Here is a 15,232-nt window from a genome sequence, read left to right as displayed (position 1 = left end):
GAGCGGCGGCCCTCGTCGTCGTTGCCGCTAGGAGGTGTATCCGGCCTGGATCTCCTCGAGGACCTGGTCGGTGCTCGAGCCGTCGATCCAGTCGACCATGCCCTTCCAGAAGCTGTCGGCACCCACGGACTTCGGCATGAGGTCCGAGCCGTCGAAGCGGAACGTGGTGTCCTCGCTCTGCAGGATGGCGATCGAGTCCTTCAGGATCTCGCTGCCCGCGTTCTCGGCGTCGAGTCCCTTGTTGGCCGAGATGACTCCGCCGAGCGAGACGCGGCTGTTGGCCCAATCGGCGCTGGCCAGGTACTCCTGGACCTTCGCGGTGTCCTCGTCGTTCGAGAACGCGGCGACCATCTCGCCACCACCGGTGACGGCCTGCGGGTCGTCGGCCGAGGTCGGCGGGGTGAGGAAGGCCCAGACGTCGCCGTCCTCGGACACGTCGGCGCCGGCCGAGATCAGGAAGCCCTCGAAGAAGGAGGCCTGGTGGGTCAGCGCGCAGGTGCCGTTGGCGATGTTCTGCGCGACGTCGCCGAACGCGGTCGAGTTGATCGACGAGATCGGGGCCGGCCTCACGGAGGACGGCGTCCTCGATCCAGTCGGTGCCGGGCCAGCCCGACGCCTCACCGGAGTTGAAGCCCGCGCACCAGGACGGTCCGCCGGTCTTCTCGGCGATCGTCTTGCCGAGCGCTTCCATCTCGTCCCACGTGGTGGGAACGGAGACGCCCCATTCGGCGAACTTGGCCGGGGAGTACCAGATGTAGCCCTTGACGCTCGCCATGAGCGGAGCGCCGTACTGGGTGCCGTCGACCTGGCCGTACTTCTGCCAGTCCTCGGACCAGTTGTTCTGGACCTCGGTCAGGGCGCCCTCGGGCAGCTCCTGGACCTTGCCGGAGGCGACGGTGTCGGCGAGCAGACCCGGCTGAGGGAAGATCGCGAGGTCGGGGGTGTCGCCACCCTGGACCTTGATGCCGATCTGCTTCTCGAACTCCTTGTCGCCGGTGTACTTGATGTCGATGCCCGACTCCTCCTCCCAGTCCGCCCAGGACTGCTCGAGGAGGGTGGCCTCGTCACCGTTGATGGTGCCGTAGACGTTGACGACGCCGTCGGCCGTGCCGACGGAGTTGCCGGTGCCGCCACCGGCGTTCGGGTCGTTGGGGTCGCTGGCGCCGGAACAGCCGGCGAGCGCGATTCCGGCGGCCGCGAGAACGGCGACCGGAAGGGTGATACGGCGGTGCAGGGATGACCGCATGGTTCCTCCTCATTGAGTGGTGGTTCAGCCGAGGGCGAGGCCCGTCAGACTCGAGTGCCGCAGGGAGGTCCTCCGTGCGGATCACCGGTTTCACGTGGGCAGGGCTCCCACGGAGGGAAACCTTTCCACAACTTCGATGAAACCACAACGCCCACGATAGAGCGCTCTCTCAGATAACGATTCTGCGTCGAACCGCGGATCGCGCCGCGGAACGACGGCGTACGGCGCTGGCGCGGAATGGTGACGACCCCGCGGAAGGGGTATAACTTCCTGGAACCGTTTCCAGCATCGACGCCGGACGGGACGGGAGGTACGCCGTGACGGGCATCGAAGAGGTCGCCGAGCTCGCCGGGGTCTCGAAGGCGACGGTCTCGCGGGCCCTGAGCGGTCGCGGCTACGTCTCGGCGGGGACGAAGCAGCGGGTCGAGAAGGCCGCCGCGAGCCTGGGCTACGTGGTCTCGGCGAACGCCTCCAGCCTGGTCACCGGGCGCAGCAACAACGTCGCGGTGATCATCCCGGTGATCAACCAGTGGTTCTTCGGCGGCATCATCGACGGCATCGAGCACGCCCTCCTGGCGGCCGGCTACGACCTGCTGCTCTACAACATCGACAAGCACCGCGACGCCCGGCGCAGCGTCTTCGAGTACTACCTCGTCCGCAAGCGCGTCGACGCGATCGTCGCCGTGACCCTCGAGATCTCGCCCGGCGAGACGGAGGCGCTCCTCGCGCTCGGGAAGCCCGTGGTCGGCATCGGCGGCGAGCTCCCCGGCATCCCCACCTTCAGCATCGACGACGTCGCGGCCGCGCGGCTCGCGACCGAGCACCTGCTCTCGCTCGGGCACGAGCGCATCGTGCACATCGGCGGCCTGGCGGAGGAGGAGATGGACTTCCGCGTGCACACCAAGCGCCTCGTGGGCTTCCGCCAGGCCCTCGAGGCGGCGTCGCTCGAGTTCGACGAGAGCACCTTCGCCCCCACCACCTTCGACATCCCCGGCGGCCACCGCGCCGGGCGCCAGGTGCTGGGCGACCCGCGCACACGCCCCACCGCGATCTTCGCCGCCTCCGACGAGATCGCCATCGGCATCGTGCTGGCCGCGCGGGAGCTCGGGCTGTCGATCCCGGAGGACGTCTCGATCATCGGCATCGACGACCATCCGCTCGCCGACCTCTTCGGGTTGACCTCGATCCGCCAGGACCCGCGGCAGCAGGGCGAGCTGGCCGTCGAGCTGATCCTCGAGGCCCTGGCCGCGCTGGCCCGAGGAGAGTCCCCTCCCCCGGCCCGCCACACCACCATTCCGGCGTCGCTCGTGATCCGCACGAGCACCTCGGCGCCGCGGGGGGCCCGGATCGGAGCGTGAGGGCCCGGATCGGAGCGTGAGGGGCAGAATCGGAGCATGAGCGACTCCGACTCCCCCACAGTCCGCGACGTCCCCGAGCGATCGCGCTTCGAGATCTCGGTCGGAGGCGAGACGGCGGGCTACGCCGCGTACTCCCTCCGCGGCGACCGCGTCGTCTTCACCCACACCGTCGTCGAGGACGCCTGGGAGGGCCACGGCCTCGGCAGCACCCTCGCCCGCTCGGCGGTCGCCGCCGTGACGGAGGCGGGCGGCACGGTCGTCCCCCGCTGCCCGTTCATCGCCGCGTGGCTCCGCAAGCACCCCGAGGTGCAGGCCCGCGTGGAGTGGCCCGAGGACTGAGTCCCGGTCAGGCCGGCGGGCGGGCGTCGGCGCCGATCTGCTGCAGCGCCCACGAGTTGCCGTCGGGATCGGCGAAGTACGCGTAGAGCACGCCGCCCATGTCCTGCACCTCGCTGACCGCGAGGCCCCGGCCCACCAGTTCCTCCCGCGCCTCGGCCAGATCGTCGACGACCAGGTGGAGGTTGCGGACCACCCCGTCGGAGGGATCGAGCCCCATGCCGGTGCCGACGACGACCGAGCACGCCGAGCCCGGCGGAGTCAGCTGCACGATGCGCATCCCGTCGGCCGGGCGGACGTCATGGTCGATCGCGAAGCCGACGACACCGCTGTAGAAGGCCACGGCACGATCGACGTCGGCGACGGGCAGGGGGACGAGTTCGAGACGCAGGCGCACGGCCCCAGTGTGGCGCGCGACGCCGCCCGGCGGCCAGCCGGAGTTCCCCAGGACCGGATGCAGGAACGCGGGACGGCTTCAGCGGTAGACGGTGCGATCCCGTGACGCCTCGTAGCAGGAACGATCGAAGTTCGTGTTCCAGATCCTCCGGGGCGCAGTCGCTCTCAAGCCTCCGCCGCTCACGGAGCCTTCCTCACGCCACCGAGGGTTGAACCACGACACGGTCTCGATCCGCGCATACCGCTCAGGTTCCGCCTCGCGGAGATCGTGGACCTCGTCGAGGGCGGGAACGAGGTCGGTGTCTCTGGACGCGAGCACGACGAGATCGACGTCCGGCCGCGCAGCCTCCCGGACACAGGCGAGGGCACACAAGACGTCGATACTCTTCTCCCTCGGCCGTCCGATCGGAGCTGAACGTCGACACCGTCCTCTCGCCAGCGTGCAGCCTGATCCTGGGCACGTCGGTGCTGCTCCCGATGGTGGTCGACGTGATGCAGACCCCGGAAGGCGATGACGCGCTCGAGCCGCGCGAGGGCGAAGCCCTCCCGCTGCCTCTCGTTGCGTCCGATCATCGCCCGTCGGGCGAAGAGCATCGGATGGATGAGCGGATCGTGACGATCTCCACGCGGATCGAAGACATCGAACGCCGTGAGATGCACGTTCTGGTAGTCGACGATGAGAGTCGCGCGGAGCGGAGGACCGACCGTCACTACGTCAGCCTCCAGACAGAAAAGTCCCCGCCAATCCTGAGACGGCGGGGAACAATGCGACAAGTCTCTCCGCTCCTCGGAGGCGAGTCAACTTGGCGCGTGACACCTGCCCGGACGAAGGGCGACATCGTCTCGGGGGGGGGGGCAGGGCCGGTCAGCTGCGGGGGCCGACGACCAGGCGCTCGTGCATGATCTCGACGGCGCGCTCGAGGACGCGGCGGTCCTCCGGGGCGAGGTCGGCGAAGATCGGCGTGAGGGCGTCGCCCAGCTGGGAGCGCCAGGCCGCGAGGGCGGCGGCTCCGACGTCGGTGAGCTGGATCTGCCAGGCGCGGGCGTCGGCGGGATCGGCGATGCGGGCGAGCCAGCCGCTGTCGACGAGGTTCTTGACGATCTTGGTCATCGTCGGCTGCGAGACGCGGCTCTGCGAGGCGAGCTCCCCCAGGCGCATCGGGCCCATCGACAGGAGCACCGAGAGCGTGCGCCAGACGGCCTGCGACTCCTGGTTGTCGGTGGCCTGGGCGGCGAGACGGGTGATGCGGTGGGTGACCGAGACGAAATCGCTCAGCAGCTCGCTGAGCGAGACCTCGCTCGGCGGCACGTCGCGAGCGGGCAGGCCTGCGAGCGGATCAGGAGCGGACACGCACCGATTCTAGAGCCCGGGCGATTCCGCAGCCCGCGAGAACACGGCCACAGGAGCACGGCGCGGGAACGGCGAAGGGCGCCGCCTCCGAGGAGACGGCGCCCTGCGCGCATGCCGACCGGGGTCGGCGCAGTACTACTTGACGGTGACGGTCGCGCCGGCGGCCTCGAGCTGGGCCTTGGCCTTCTCGGCGGTCTCCTTGTTGACGGCCTCGAGAACGGCCTTGGGGGCGCCATCGACAACGGCCTTCGCCTCGCCGAGGCCGAGGCTGGTGAGCGCGCGGACCTCCTTGATGACCTGGATCTTCTTCTCGCCGGCGGCCTCGAGCACGACGTCGAACTCGGTCTGCTCCTCGACCTCTTCGGCGGGAGCGGCCGGGCCGGCGACTCCGGCAGCCGCGACGGGCGCGGCGGCGGTGACCTCGAAGACCTCTTCGAACTTCTTGACGAACTCCGAGAGCTCGATGAGCGTGAGCTCCTTGAAGGCCTCGATGAGCTCGTCCTGCGTGAGCTTTGCCATGATTTTTCTCCTAGTTTTTCTTGTCTACGAACCGCGTGCGCTGTCTCCCGGAGGAAGACGTCAGCTCGCGGACTCCTGCTTCTCGCGCAGCGCCTCGACCGTGCGAACGGCCTTGGACAGCGGGGCGTTGAACAGATATGCGGCACCGAACAGCGAGGCCTTGAAGGCGCCGGCGAGCTTGCCGAGCAGAACTTCGCGGGACTCGAGGTCGGCGAGCTTGCCCACCTCTTCTGCGGTCAGGGGGTTACCGTCGAAGTAACCGCCCTTCACCACGAGCAGAGGGTTTGCCTTGGCGAAGGCACGCAGCGACTTCGCGACGGCGACGGGGTCGCCGTGCACGAACGCGATGGCCGAGGGGCCAGCGAGCTCGTCGTCGAAGGACGAGATACCGGCGTTGTTCGCCGCGATCTTGGTCAGCGTGTTCTTCACCACGGCGTAGGTTGCGTGCTCACTGATGTCCTTGCGCAGCGTCTTCAGCTGCGCAACGGTGAGACCGCGGTACTCGGTCAGCAGAACGGCCGTCGAGCTCTGGAACTTCTCCGTGAGTTCGGCAACCGAGGCTTCCTTGTTCGCCATGGCTACTCCTGTGAATTCTCGTGCCGGTAGCCCGAAGGCACGCAAAGAAAAAAGCTCCGGCGCAGGCGCTCGGAGCTTCGGGAGACGCGATCTCTCGCGTGTCATGATCTCGTTCACACCTGCGCGGGCCATTCGCTTCGCGAATCCTTCGTCCGAGTGGCGATCTCGCGGGGCCGGGGCCCTGCTCGTGCGCACACCGGAAACCGGCGGTCTTTGGCTCCGGAGAGCGTACGACAGCCGGGCCCAGCGACGCAAGTCGACGAGGGGGCACCATGGAGGCATGACCGGTCAGAGCCCGCCCCCCGCCCGCGACGTCGACGCGGCCATCGCCTCCGTCGAGGCGGAGCTGAGCACGCTCTTCCGCCGGGTGAGGGCGATGACCCGCTCCTACGCCGAACGGGTGCACCCGGAGCTCACGGCCGCGGGCTACACGACGCTGTCGGCTCTCGAGCGGCGCGGGCCGATCTCCTCCGGAGCCCTGGCGGAGCTGCTCGAGACTGACAAGTCGACGCTCAGCCGGCAGATCACCGCTCTCGACCGCCTGGGGCTGCTCTCGCGGGCGCCCGATCCGGCGGACGGGCGCTCGACGATCCTGTCGGTGACGCCCGCGACCGCTGAGCGGCTGCGCGAGCTCCGCAGCTCGGACCAGGCGCAGCTGCACGAGGAGCTGCGCGGCTGGCCCGCCGGCGAGGTGGACCAGCTCGCCCGGCTGCTGCACCGCATCACCGCACTCGAGCTCTGACGCGCGGCGGTTAGCACCGAGCGCGCCTGCGGGCAACGCGCGCGGCGAGGGGCCCGTACTGCGTAGCGTCGGCGGAGATGGACCCTCTCACCTCCTCCCTCCCCCTGCACGCGCCCCTGCCGACGGACGTCGAGGGCGCGCTCTCCTTCGCCCGTGCGCTGGGCTCCGACGCACCGCTGCCCGGATCCGGCCGCACGGCCGAGCTGCTGGCGCTGCTGACGCGCCTCGCCCGGCACGATCTCGGGGTCGCCCGCACGGTCGAACCCCACCTCGACGCCCTGGCGATCCTGGCCGAGGCGGGCCTCGCTCCGGCCGACGTCGGCGTCGCCGCGACCGCCGCCTGGGGGGTCTTCGCGGCGGAGGGAGGAGAGGAGCCGCTCGTCGCGCGGCCCGACGGCGACGGTTGGCGGCTGGACGGCGTGAAGCCGTGGTGCTCACTGGCCGACCGGCTCGACGCGGCGCTGGTCACGGCGCACGTGGGCGAGGGCTCCGGCGAGCGCCGCCTCTTCGCCGTCGGGCTCCGCGACGGGTCGGCGGTTCCGCTCGAGGGCGCCTGGCACGCACGCGGTCTCGCCGAGATCCCGAGCGGCCCCGTGCGCTTCTCCAGTGCCGTGGCCGTGCCCGTCGGCGAGGCGGGCTGGTACCTCTCGCGTCCCGGGTTCGCCTGGGGCGGCATCGCCGTCGCGGCCTGCTGGTACGGCGGAGCGCGCGGCATCGGCGCCGTCGTCGCGGCGGCCGCCGCACGCCGCGACGACCCGCACCTGCTCGCGCATCTCGGCGCGGTGGACACGGCCCTCGAGGCGGCCCGACGGGCGCTGGCGGAGGCGGCCGCGCTCGTCGACGGCGGGGCGGCGACCGGGTCCGCCGGCGCGCTCCTGGCGAAGCGGACGCGGGCGAGCACGGCGGCGGCCTGCGAGGAGGTCCTCGCCCGGGCGGGCCGCGCCCTTGGACCCGCGCCGCTGGCGCTGGACGAGGAGCACGCGAAGCGGGTCGCGGATCTCGCGCTCTACGTGCGGCAGCACCACGCCGAGCGCGACGACGCGGCGCTCGGGCGGGCGGTGCTCGCCTCGGGCGGTTCGACAGCGTGGTGAGCTTCGACGGCCACCTCGAGGGGACGCCGCTCGAGGTGTGGCAGGAGGACGGACGCCGCGACCGGCTCCCCTCCGCCGACGTGCTCGCGGGCGTGCAGCGGGTGCTGGTGGTCGCCGCGCACGCCGACGACGAGACGCTGGGCTGCTCGGCCACGATCGCCCTGGCGCGCCGGCGGCGGCTCGCGGTCGACGTGGTGGTCGTGACCGACGGAGCCGCGTCGCACGGCGAGCCCTCCCCCTCGATCGCGGCCGAGCGCCGGAGCGAGGCGCGGGCCGCGCTCGACCGGCTCGGCGACGGCATCGGACTCGCCTTCCTCGAGGTGCCCGACTCCGCGACCCCCGAGCACCGCGACCGCATCGCGGACGAGGTGCGGCGTCGCGCCCGCGGACCCGCGGGCACGGTGCTCGTGCTCTCGACGTGGGAGGACGACGGGCACCGCGACCACCGCGTGGTCGGCGAGGTGTGCGCCGAGGCGGGAGCCGCGTGCGGCCAGCCGGTGCTCGCCGCGCCGATCTGGCTGTGGCACTGGGCGCGGCCGGACGACGCGGTCGTGCCGTGGTCGTCCCTCCTGCGCGTCGAGGCCGACGGGGACGCGCGGGCGCGGCGTCGAGCCGCTCTGGGCGAGTACGGCAGCCAGACGCGGCGGGGCGCGGACGGGGCGGCGGCGGTGCTGCATCCGCTCTTCCTCCGGCACTTCCTCGGCGACGACCACCTGATCCGGGTGGGCGGATAGCGCACCGCGGCCCCGCGGACAAGTGGCCGCCCGCCGCGCTCCGCGTGCCTAGGGTCGAGGGGATGGACGGCCGGACGACCTACTTCGACGAGCTCTACGCGCGGCACGAGGACCCCTGGGGCTACACGAGCCGCTGGTACGAGGAGCGCAAGCGCGCCCTCACGCTCGCGTGCCTGCCCGAGCGGCGCTACGACTCCGCCCTCGAGATCGGCGCATCGATCGGCGTGCTCGCCGAGGCGCTGGCCGAGCGCTGCGACCGCCTGCTCGCGGTGGACGTGTCGGAGGCCGCCGTGGATCGGGCGGCGCGCCGGCTCGCTCCGCTGCCCCACGTGCGCGTCGAGCACCACGACATCGCCGGCGGGGTCCCGGAGGGACCGTTCGACCTGATCGTGCTCTCGGAGGTCGGCTACTACCTCGGGTCGACGACGCTCGAGCGGGTGCTGCGGGGCGTGCGCGACGCGCTCTCCCCCTCCGGTGAGCTCGTGACGGTGCACTGGCGGCACCCCATCGCCGGGCTCGAGCTCGACGGGGACGCCGTGCAGGCCGCCGTCGGACGGCTCGGGCTGCACCGGATCGTGCGGCACGAGGAGGAGGACGTGCTGCTCGAGGTGCACACCCGCGATCCCCGCTCCGTGGCGCGCCGCACGGGCCTGCTGTGAGGGGCGTCGCACACGTGCTCGTCGTCGTGCCCGCGCACGACGAGGAGGAGCGGATCGGCGGACTGATCGCCTCGGTGCAGGCCAGCGCGACGCGGCTGCTCCGCTCGCACCCCGGGCTCGCCGTGCGGCTGCTGATCGCGGCGGACGGCTGCACCGACGCCACGGCCGAGCGGGCGAGGGCAGCCGGCGCCGAGGTGCTCGAGCTCGAGCGCTGCGGAGTCGGCGCGGCGCGCTCGGCGGGAATCGCGCACGCGCTCTCCTCCGCTCCCGCTCCCGTCGAGCGGATCTGGATCGCGAACACGGACGCGGACACGCGGGTGCCGGTCGACTGGCTCCTCGCCCACGTGGAGCACGCGCACCGGCACGACGTCCTGGTCGGCACGGTCCGGCCGGATCCGGACGACCTCGAGCCCGCGATGTACGCCCGCTGGCGGCGCACCCGCGAGCGGGAGCAGTCGATCGGGAGCATCCACGGGGCGAACCTCGGGGTGCGCGCGGGCTGCTACCTCCTCGCCGGCGGCTTCGGCGTGGAGCCGCTGCACGAGGACGTGCGCCTGGTCGAGCGGCTGCACGCGATCGGCGCGCGGGTCGGAGCGACCGACCGCGGCGAGGTCGTGACCTCGGGCCGTCGGGACAACCGGGTCGACGGCGGCTACGGCGGCTACCTGCACGAGCGCTTCGCCGGATCCTGCGCCTGAGCGGAACGCGCCGACGCGCTGCGAGCGGGAACGGCCCGGATGCGCCACTGCGCGCACGCGAACCAGGCCGGAGGGGTCGCTGTCAATGGTCGGGCCCTGAATTGCCACGCACTGCGCAGGAGAGTCAAATGGGGGTCGAGCACGTCCCTGTGCTCTCCGATGGAAGGGTCACCGCATGAATCCCCGCCTCGTCCTGCTGACGCTCGTCGCTCTCGCAGCGTACGTCTTCGGCGCTCGCGCCGGGCGTGCCCGCTACGAAGAGCTGCGTCACCTCGCGCTCGGCGTGTGGAACGACCCTGCCACGAAGAAGACGCGCAAGAAGCTCAAGAAGACCTCCAAGCGCGAGGCCAAGCACTTCGCCTCCATCGCGGACAAGGCCCGCGCGAAGGTGCAGCGCTCACTCCGCTGACCGGAAGAGAACTTCACAGGACGCCCTCACGACAGGCGTCCACGCTCGCATCGGAACGGCCGGTCGAGCACGAACACGAAGGAGAAACATCATGGGCATCATCGGATTCCTCATCCTCGGACTCATCGCCGGAGCCATCGCCAAGGCGATCCTCCCGGGCCGTCAGGGCGGCGGCTGGGTCATCACCCTGGTCCTCGGCGTCGTCGGCGCGTTCCTCGGAGGCTTCATCGGCAGCGCGATCTTCGGTCGCGGTCTCGAGGAGTTCTTCGACCTGGGCACCTGGGCCCTCGCCATCGTCGGCGCCCTGATCGTCCTGCTGGTCTACGGCGCGATCACCGGCCGCAAGTCCCGCGCGTAGTCACGCGCCCCGCACCCCCGGGTGCAGGATCGAAGGCCCCCGGCATCCGTGCCGGGGGCCTTCGTCGTTCCCGCGGGCGGCGCGACGGCGCCCGTACACTGGAAGCCCTCTACCGACGGGAGACCCTGCCGTGGTCCGCGCCTCCCTCGTCACGACCGTGGCGGACGCCCTGCTCGACGACATCGTCGCCGGCGTCCTCGCGATCGGCTCCGAGCTGCCCAGCGAGGCGGAGCTGGCCGAGCAGCACGACGTCAGCCGCGTCACGATGCGCGAGGCGCTGAAGCGCCTCCAGGGGCTGGGCGTGCTCGACGTGCGGCGCGGGAAGCGGGGCACGGTCGCTCCCCTCTCGCTCTGGACGGATCTGGGCGCGATCCTGCGGGTGACCGCGCACGGCACCGACCCCGGCACGACCGAGCTCGAACTGATCGAGGTGCGCGAGATGATCGAGAGCGGAGCGGCCGCGCTCGCGGCGACCCGTCGCTCCGATTCCGACCTCGAGGATCTGGAGCGGCTGCTGGGCCTCATGCGCGCGGCGCACGACGACGAGGACGTCGCCGCGTTCGTCGAGGCCGACATCGCGTTCCACGACGTGATCCTGCGCTCGACCGGCAACGTCTTCGTCGGCACGGTGTTCGCCCCGCTCTCCCGGGTCATGCGCGAGAAGCGCGCGCAGACGTCGGCCGTCGAGCGGATCCAGCGCAACGCGATCGCGAAGCACGCGGCGGTCCTCGAGGCTCTGCGGGGCGGCGTCGCCGAGGAGGCGCGCCTCGCGATGGCGGACCACATGAAGCAGACCGCGGACGACTTCCGCGAGCACGTCCTGCCGACGCTGCGCTGAGCGGTCCCTGCAGACCCGCTCTTGACGCGGCTCCATCAACTTGTATGATATCTGCTATCAGCTACAAAGGAGTGATGATGGAAGAGTCGAGCGCCCTCGCGGGCCACCCCGAGCACGTCCCCGTCGATGCGGCCGACGTCGCGGCGGCCGTCGGACGCGGCACCCGGGTCCTGATCGTCCTGGACGACGACCCCACGGGCACGCAGTCGGTCGCCGACCTGCCCGTCCTCACGTCGTGGGAGACGGCGGACTTCGACTGGGCGCTGGCGCAGGGCGCCCCCGCCGTCTACGTCCTCACGAACACGCGCAGCCTGGACCCCGAGTCGGCCGCCCGGCGCAACCGCGAGATCGTCGCCCACGCGACGAGCGCGGCCGCCGATGCCGGCACTCCGATCGCCTTCGTCAGCCGGGGCGACTCGACGCTGCGCGGGCACTACCCGCTCGAGACCGACGTCATCGAGGAGACGGTGCGGGAGTCGACCGGCCACGGCTTCGACGCGGTGCTGCTGGTGCCCGCGTTCCCCGATGCCGGCCGCGTCACGATCGGCGGCGTCCACTTCATGCGCTCGCCGGACGGCCTCACTCCGATCGCCGAGACCGAGTTCGCCCGCGACGCGACGTTCGGCTACGCCTCCTCCGACCTCGCCGACTACGTCGCCGAGAAGACGCAGGGCCGGTGGAGCGCCGAGCAGGTCGTGCGCCTGGACCTGAGCGTCCTGCGCGGCGGAGTCGACGGCATCGTCCGCGCGCTCCTCCCCCTGACCGGCTCCGTCCCGGTCGTCGTCGACGCCGTGACCGAGGACGACATGCGCCTGCTGGCCCTCGGACTCGCGGCGGCGGAGGAGCAGGGCAAGCGGTTCCTGTTCCGCGTCGGCCCGCCGTTCGTCCGCGCCCGCATCGGGCAGGAGGTGCACCCTCCGCTCACGGCGCCGGACGTCTTCGGCACCGACGGGAGCGACGCCGTCGGCGGTCTGATCGTGGTCGGCTCGCACGTCGGGCTCACCTCGCGCCAGCTCGCTGTGCTCACCGCTCAGGGCGCCCTCGAGCGGACCCTCGAGATCGACGTGGAGGCCGTGCTGGCCGAGGACGCCGCGCACCTCGACGGGATCGTGCACGCGGCGGTCGACGCGCTCGGCCGCGGAGACGTCGCCGTGCACACCAGCCGGCTCCTCCGCCGCACGGACGACAAGGACGAGAGCCTCGACATCTCGCGCCGGGTCTCGACCGCGGTCGTGGAGGTCGTGCAGCGGGTGCTGGCCCGTCGGCACCCCCGCTTCGTCATCGCCAAGGGCGGCATCACGTCCAGCGACGTGGCCACCCACGGGCTCGGCATCCGGCGCGCGATCGTGCGCGGCCCGATGCTGCCCGGGATCGTCTCGCTCTGGGAGCCGGTCGACGGCCCCGCGCGCGGCATCCCCTACATCGTGTTCGCGGGGAACGTCGGCGACGACGATTCGCTCGCCGCCGTCGTCAGCACGCTGACCCGTCCCACCCCCGCAGTCGCGTGACCCGCGAGCACCCCCTCCCCCACTCCCCAGGAAGAAGGACCACCGTGACCACCCCCTCCTACCGCGTCGCCGTGCTCGGGCTCGGCGCCATGGGCCTGCCCATGGCCACCCGCCTCGCCACCGAGCTCACCGTGCACGGCTTCGACATCGCCGAGCCGCGGCTGGCGCTGGCCGCCGACGCCGGCATCACCCCCTTCGACTCCGCGCGCGGCGCGGTGGCGGGCGTCGACGCCGTGCTGCTGGCCGTGCGCAACGGCGCCCAGCTGCGCGACGTGCTGTTCGGCGCGAACGGGGTCGCCTCGACCCTCGAGCCCGGCGCCGTCGTCATCATGACCAGCACGGTCGGGATCGACGACGTCGTCGCCGTGGCCGCCGAGCTCGACGCGCTCGGCGTGCACCTGGTCGACGCCCCGCTCAGCGGCGGGCCCGTCCGCGCCGGAGCGGGCGACCTGCTGATCGTCGTCGGAGCGGCTCCCGAGGCCCGCGCGAAGGCGCAGCCCGTGCTCGAGCTGCTCGCCTCGACGCTGAGCGTCATCGGCGACCGCGCCGGCGACGGCCAGGCCTTCAAGACCGTCAACCAGCTGCTGTGCGGCGTGCACATCGCCGCCGGAGCCGAGGCGCTCGCCCTGGCCGAGGCGCTCGGACTCGACGTCGCCGCCACCCTCGAGACGCTCTCGGCCGGCGCGGCGGGCTCGTTCATGCTCGGCAACCGCGGACCGCGGATGCTGCAGGCCTACGACGAGGACGGCGCCGAGGTGCTGAGCCGCCTCGACATCTTCGTGAAGGACATGGGCATCGTGACCTCCGCCGCCCGGGGCTCCGGCCTCGCCACTCCGATCGCCGCGGCCGCCGAGCAGCTCTACCTGCTCGGAGCCGCGCAGGGCCTCGCCGCCGCCGACGACTCCGCCGTCATCAAGGTCCTCGCCCCGCAGCACCTCACCCCGAAGGACGCCCGATGAACCTCGCCACCGCGATCCGCAGCGCCGCGGACGCACCGATCGCCCCGGCGGTCACCCTCGACACCCCGGTCCTGCTGGGGATCGCCGCGGCGGGCATCGCCCTGCTGCTCGTGCTCATCATCCGTTTCAAGATCCACGCCTTCGTGGCCCTGCTGCTGGTCAGCGTGCTCGTCGCCGTCTCGGCGCGGATCCCGCTCGAGGACATCTTCGTGCTCGTCGCCAACGGCGTGGGCAGCACGATGGGCAAGGTCGCCCTCATCATCGCGCTCGGCGCGATCCTCGGCCGCCTGATCGAGGTATCGGGCGGCGTGCAGAGCCTCGCCGACCACTTCACCCGCGTGCTCGGCCCCAAGCGGGTCGCGGTGGCACTGACGATCGTGGCGTTCCTCGTCGCGATCCCCGTCTTCTTCGAGGTCGGCGTCATCGTCCTCGTGCCGATCATCTACGCGTTCAGCAAGGTCGCCGGGCTCAGCCCGGTGAAGTTCGGCCTGCCGATGGTGGGCCTGATGCTCGCCGTGCACGTCGCCGTGCCGCCGCACCCGGGCATCGTCGCCGGAGCGGGCGTCTTCGGCGCCGACGTCGGGCTCATCGCCCTCATCGCGCTGCCCATCTGCGCGGTACTCGGCGTCCTCTCCTACGCGGTCTCGGCGATCATGAACCGCCGCGACTACGAGCTCGCCCCGGCCGTGGCAGCCCAGCTCGCCGAGGTCGGCGGAGTCACCTCCGCGATCCGCACGGTCGGCCGCGACGGCACCGAGCTGGCCCCGCCGCGCGCCGGGCTGATCATCCTGCTCGTCGCGATCCCCATCGTGCAGATCCTCGTCGGCACCGTCGGCGCCCTGATCCTGCCCGAGGGCAGCTTCGCGCACGGCCTCAGCGTCTTCGTCGGCACTCCGGTGCTCGCGCTGCTCGTCGCCGTCGGGATCGCATTCTTCGCCCTGCCCGTCAAGCGCGGCTGGTCGCTCACGCAGACGAACGAGATCTTCGAGAGCGCGCTGCCGCCGATCGCGTCGATCCTGCTCGTCGTCGCCGGCGGCGGGGTGTTCGGAGCGGTCCTGCAGGCCAGCGGCATCGGCGGGGCGCTCGCGAGCACGCTCGACACCCTCGGCGTGCCGCTGATCGTGCTCGGCTTCGTGGTGTCGCTCGTGCTGCGCGCCGCCCAGGGCTCGGCCACCGTCGCCATCGTGACGACCGGCGGACTGCTCGCCACGGGTGTCGCCGAGGGCGGTTACACCGCGCTGCAGATCGCGATCATCACCGTCGCGGTCGGCTTCGGCTCGCTCGGACTCTCGCACGTCACCGACGCCGGCTTCTGGGTCGTCACCCGCTACCTCGGCCTCAGCGTCGCCGACGGACTGCGCACCTGGACCGTGCTCACCACGATCCTCGGCGTGGTCGGGTTCGCGCTGACCTACGTCGTCTGGATCGTCGCGGGCGGTCTCGCGTGAGGGTCC

The 15,232-nt window shown here is 71.9% G+C and carries 18 protein-coding genes and 1 pseudogene; 13 read left to right on the top strand and 6 right to left on the bottom strand.

Translation table 11 applies throughout. The annotated features are described in order from the left end of the window. Nucleotides 1-27 precede the first annotated feature (27 nt). On the bottom strand, nucleotides 28-570 hold the full coding sequence (locus ASF48_RS20130) for a hypothetical protein (RefSeq protein ID WP_442965571.1): 543 nt from the start codon (nucleotides 568-570) through the stop codon (nucleotides 28-30). Nucleotides 571-601: 31 nt separating this feature from the next. After that, nucleotides 602-1,246: pseudogene (locus ASF48_RS20125) on the bottom strand (ABC transporter substrate-binding protein); the annotation flags it as partial. Nucleotides 1,247-1,563: 317 nt separating this feature from the next. Here ASF48_RS20125 and ASF48_RS10965 point away from each other — a divergent pair. Further along, a complete protein-coding gene (locus ASF48_RS10965; protein WP_055791031.1) occupies nucleotides 1,564-2,604 on the top strand; it encodes a LacI family DNA-binding transcriptional regulator in 1,041 nt (346 codons plus the stop codon). A 36-nt stretch (nucleotides 2,605-2,640) separates the two neighbouring features. Then, nucleotides 2,641-2,943, top strand: a complete 303-nt coding sequence (locus ASF48_RS10960) for a GNAT family N-acetyltransferase (protein ID WP_055791027.1) — start codon at nucleotides 2,641-2,643, stop codon at nucleotides 2,941-2,943. 7 nt (nucleotides 2,944-2,950) lie between these two features. On the opposite strand, the gene ASF48_RS10955 is transcribed toward ASF48_RS10960, so the two are convergent. The 4 genes from ASF48_RS10955 to rplJ form a co-directional block, all read right to left on the bottom strand. Further along, the gene (locus ASF48_RS10955; protein WP_055791025.1) at nucleotides 2,951-3,337 is read right to left on the bottom strand and encodes a VOC family protein; all 387 of its coding nucleotides are present in this window, start codon (nucleotides 3,335-3,337) and stop codon (nucleotides 2,951-2,953) included. Between the two features lie 864 nt (nucleotides 3,338-4,201). Then, nucleotides 4,202-4,687 (bottom strand): MarR family winged helix-turn-helix transcriptional regulator, encoded by a 486-nt coding sequence (locus ASF48_RS10945; protein WP_235577231.1) that lies wholly within the window; start codon nucleotides 4,685-4,687, stop codon nucleotides 4,202-4,204. Nucleotides 4,688-4,822: 135 nt separating this feature from the next. Then, a complete protein-coding gene (rplL, locus tag ASF48_RS10940; RefSeq protein ID WP_055791021.1) occupies nucleotides 4,823-5,206 on the bottom strand; it encodes a 50S ribosomal protein L7/L12 in 384 nt (127 codons plus the stop codon). Between the two features lie 60 nt (nucleotides 5,207-5,266). Next, the gene (gene rplJ, locus ASF48_RS10935) at nucleotides 5,267-5,782 is read right to left on the bottom strand and encodes a 50S ribosomal protein L10 (RefSeq protein WP_055791018.1); all 516 of its coding nucleotides are present in this window, start codon (nucleotides 5,780-5,782) and stop codon (nucleotides 5,267-5,269) included. A gap of 280 nt (nucleotides 5,783-6,062) precedes the next feature. Between rplJ and ASF48_RS19675 the strand changes: the two genes are divergently transcribed. The 11 genes from ASF48_RS19675 to ASF48_RS10880 all read left to right on the top strand — a co-directional run bounded on the left by ASF48_RS19675 (nucleotide 6,063) and on the right by ASF48_RS10880 (nucleotide 15,226). Continuing rightward, nucleotides 6,063-6,524, top strand: a complete 462-nt coding sequence (locus ASF48_RS19675) for a MarR family winged helix-turn-helix transcriptional regulator (RefSeq protein ID WP_055791014.1) — start codon at nucleotides 6,063-6,065, stop codon at nucleotides 6,522-6,524. 77 nt (nucleotides 6,525-6,601) lie between these two features. Continuing rightward, nucleotides 6,602-7,615, top strand: a complete 1,014-nt coding sequence (locus tag ASF48_RS10925; protein WP_055791011.1) for an acyl-CoA/acyl-ACP dehydrogenase — start codon at nucleotides 6,602-6,604, stop codon at nucleotides 7,613-7,615. Further along, entirely contained in the window at nucleotides 7,609-8,349 is a 741-nt protein-coding gene (locus ASF48_RS10920) for a PIG-L deacetylase family protein (RefSeq protein WP_082481279.1), read from the top strand. Before ASF48_RS10925 ends, ASF48_RS10920 begins: the two co-directional genes overlap by 7 nt. A 62-nt stretch (nucleotides 8,350-8,411) precedes the next feature. After that, nucleotides 8,412-9,008 (top strand): class I SAM-dependent DNA methyltransferase, encoded by a 597-nt coding sequence (locus ASF48_RS10915; protein WP_055791003.1) that lies wholly within the window; start codon nucleotides 8,412-8,414, stop codon nucleotides 9,006-9,008. Next, a complete protein-coding gene (locus ASF48_RS10910) occupies nucleotides 9,005-9,706 on the top strand; it encodes a glycosyltransferase (protein WP_082481276.1) in 702 nt (233 codons plus the stop codon). Before ASF48_RS10915 ends, ASF48_RS10910 begins: the two co-directional genes overlap by 4 nt. Before the next feature lie 175 nt (nucleotides 9,707-9,881). Then, nucleotides 9,882-10,115, top strand: coding sequence for a hypothetical protein (locus ASF48_RS10905; RefSeq protein WP_055791000.1), 234 nt, complete (start codon nucleotides 9,882-9,884; stop codon nucleotides 10,113-10,115). Between the two features lie 91 nt (nucleotides 10,116-10,206). Next, entirely contained in the window at nucleotides 10,207-10,473 is a 267-nt protein-coding gene (locus ASF48_RS10900; protein WP_055790998.1) for a GlsB/YeaQ/YmgE family stress response membrane protein, read from the top strand. A gap of 130 nt (nucleotides 10,474-10,603) precedes the next feature. Beyond that, nucleotides 10,604-11,311: a FadR/GntR family transcriptional regulator gene (locus ASF48_RS10895; protein WP_055790995.1), complete on the top strand. Its 708-nt coding sequence runs from the start codon at nucleotides 10,604-10,606 to the stop codon at nucleotides 11,309-11,311. Nucleotides 11,312-11,385: 74 nt separating this feature from the next. Then, a complete protein-coding gene (locus ASF48_RS10890; RefSeq protein WP_055790992.1) occupies nucleotides 11,386-12,819 on the top strand; it encodes a four-carbon acid sugar kinase family protein in 1,434 nt (477 codons plus the stop codon). A gap of 44 nt (nucleotides 12,820-12,863) precedes the next feature. Beyond that, entirely contained in the window at nucleotides 12,864-13,778 is a 915-nt protein-coding gene (locus ASF48_RS10885) for an NAD(P)-dependent oxidoreductase (RefSeq protein ID WP_082481274.1), read from the top strand. Continuing rightward, on the top strand, nucleotides 13,775-15,226 hold the full coding sequence (locus ASF48_RS10880) for a GntP family transporter (RefSeq protein ID WP_055790989.1): 1,452 nt from the start codon (nucleotides 13,775-13,777) through the stop codon (nucleotides 15,224-15,226). The genes ASF48_RS10885 and ASF48_RS10880 overlap by 4 nt, the downstream gene beginning before the upstream one ends. Nucleotides 15,227-15,232: the final 6 nt, after the last annotated feature.

The sequence above is a fragment of the Rathayibacter sp. Leaf299 genome, assembly GCF_001423055.1.
GTDB lineage: Bacteria > Actinomycetota > Actinomycetes > Actinomycetales > Microbacteriaceae > Rathayibacter > Rathayibacter caricis.
Note: the sequence above shows the minus strand (reverse complement) of the source record. Positions and strands in the feature narration are given on the sequence as shown.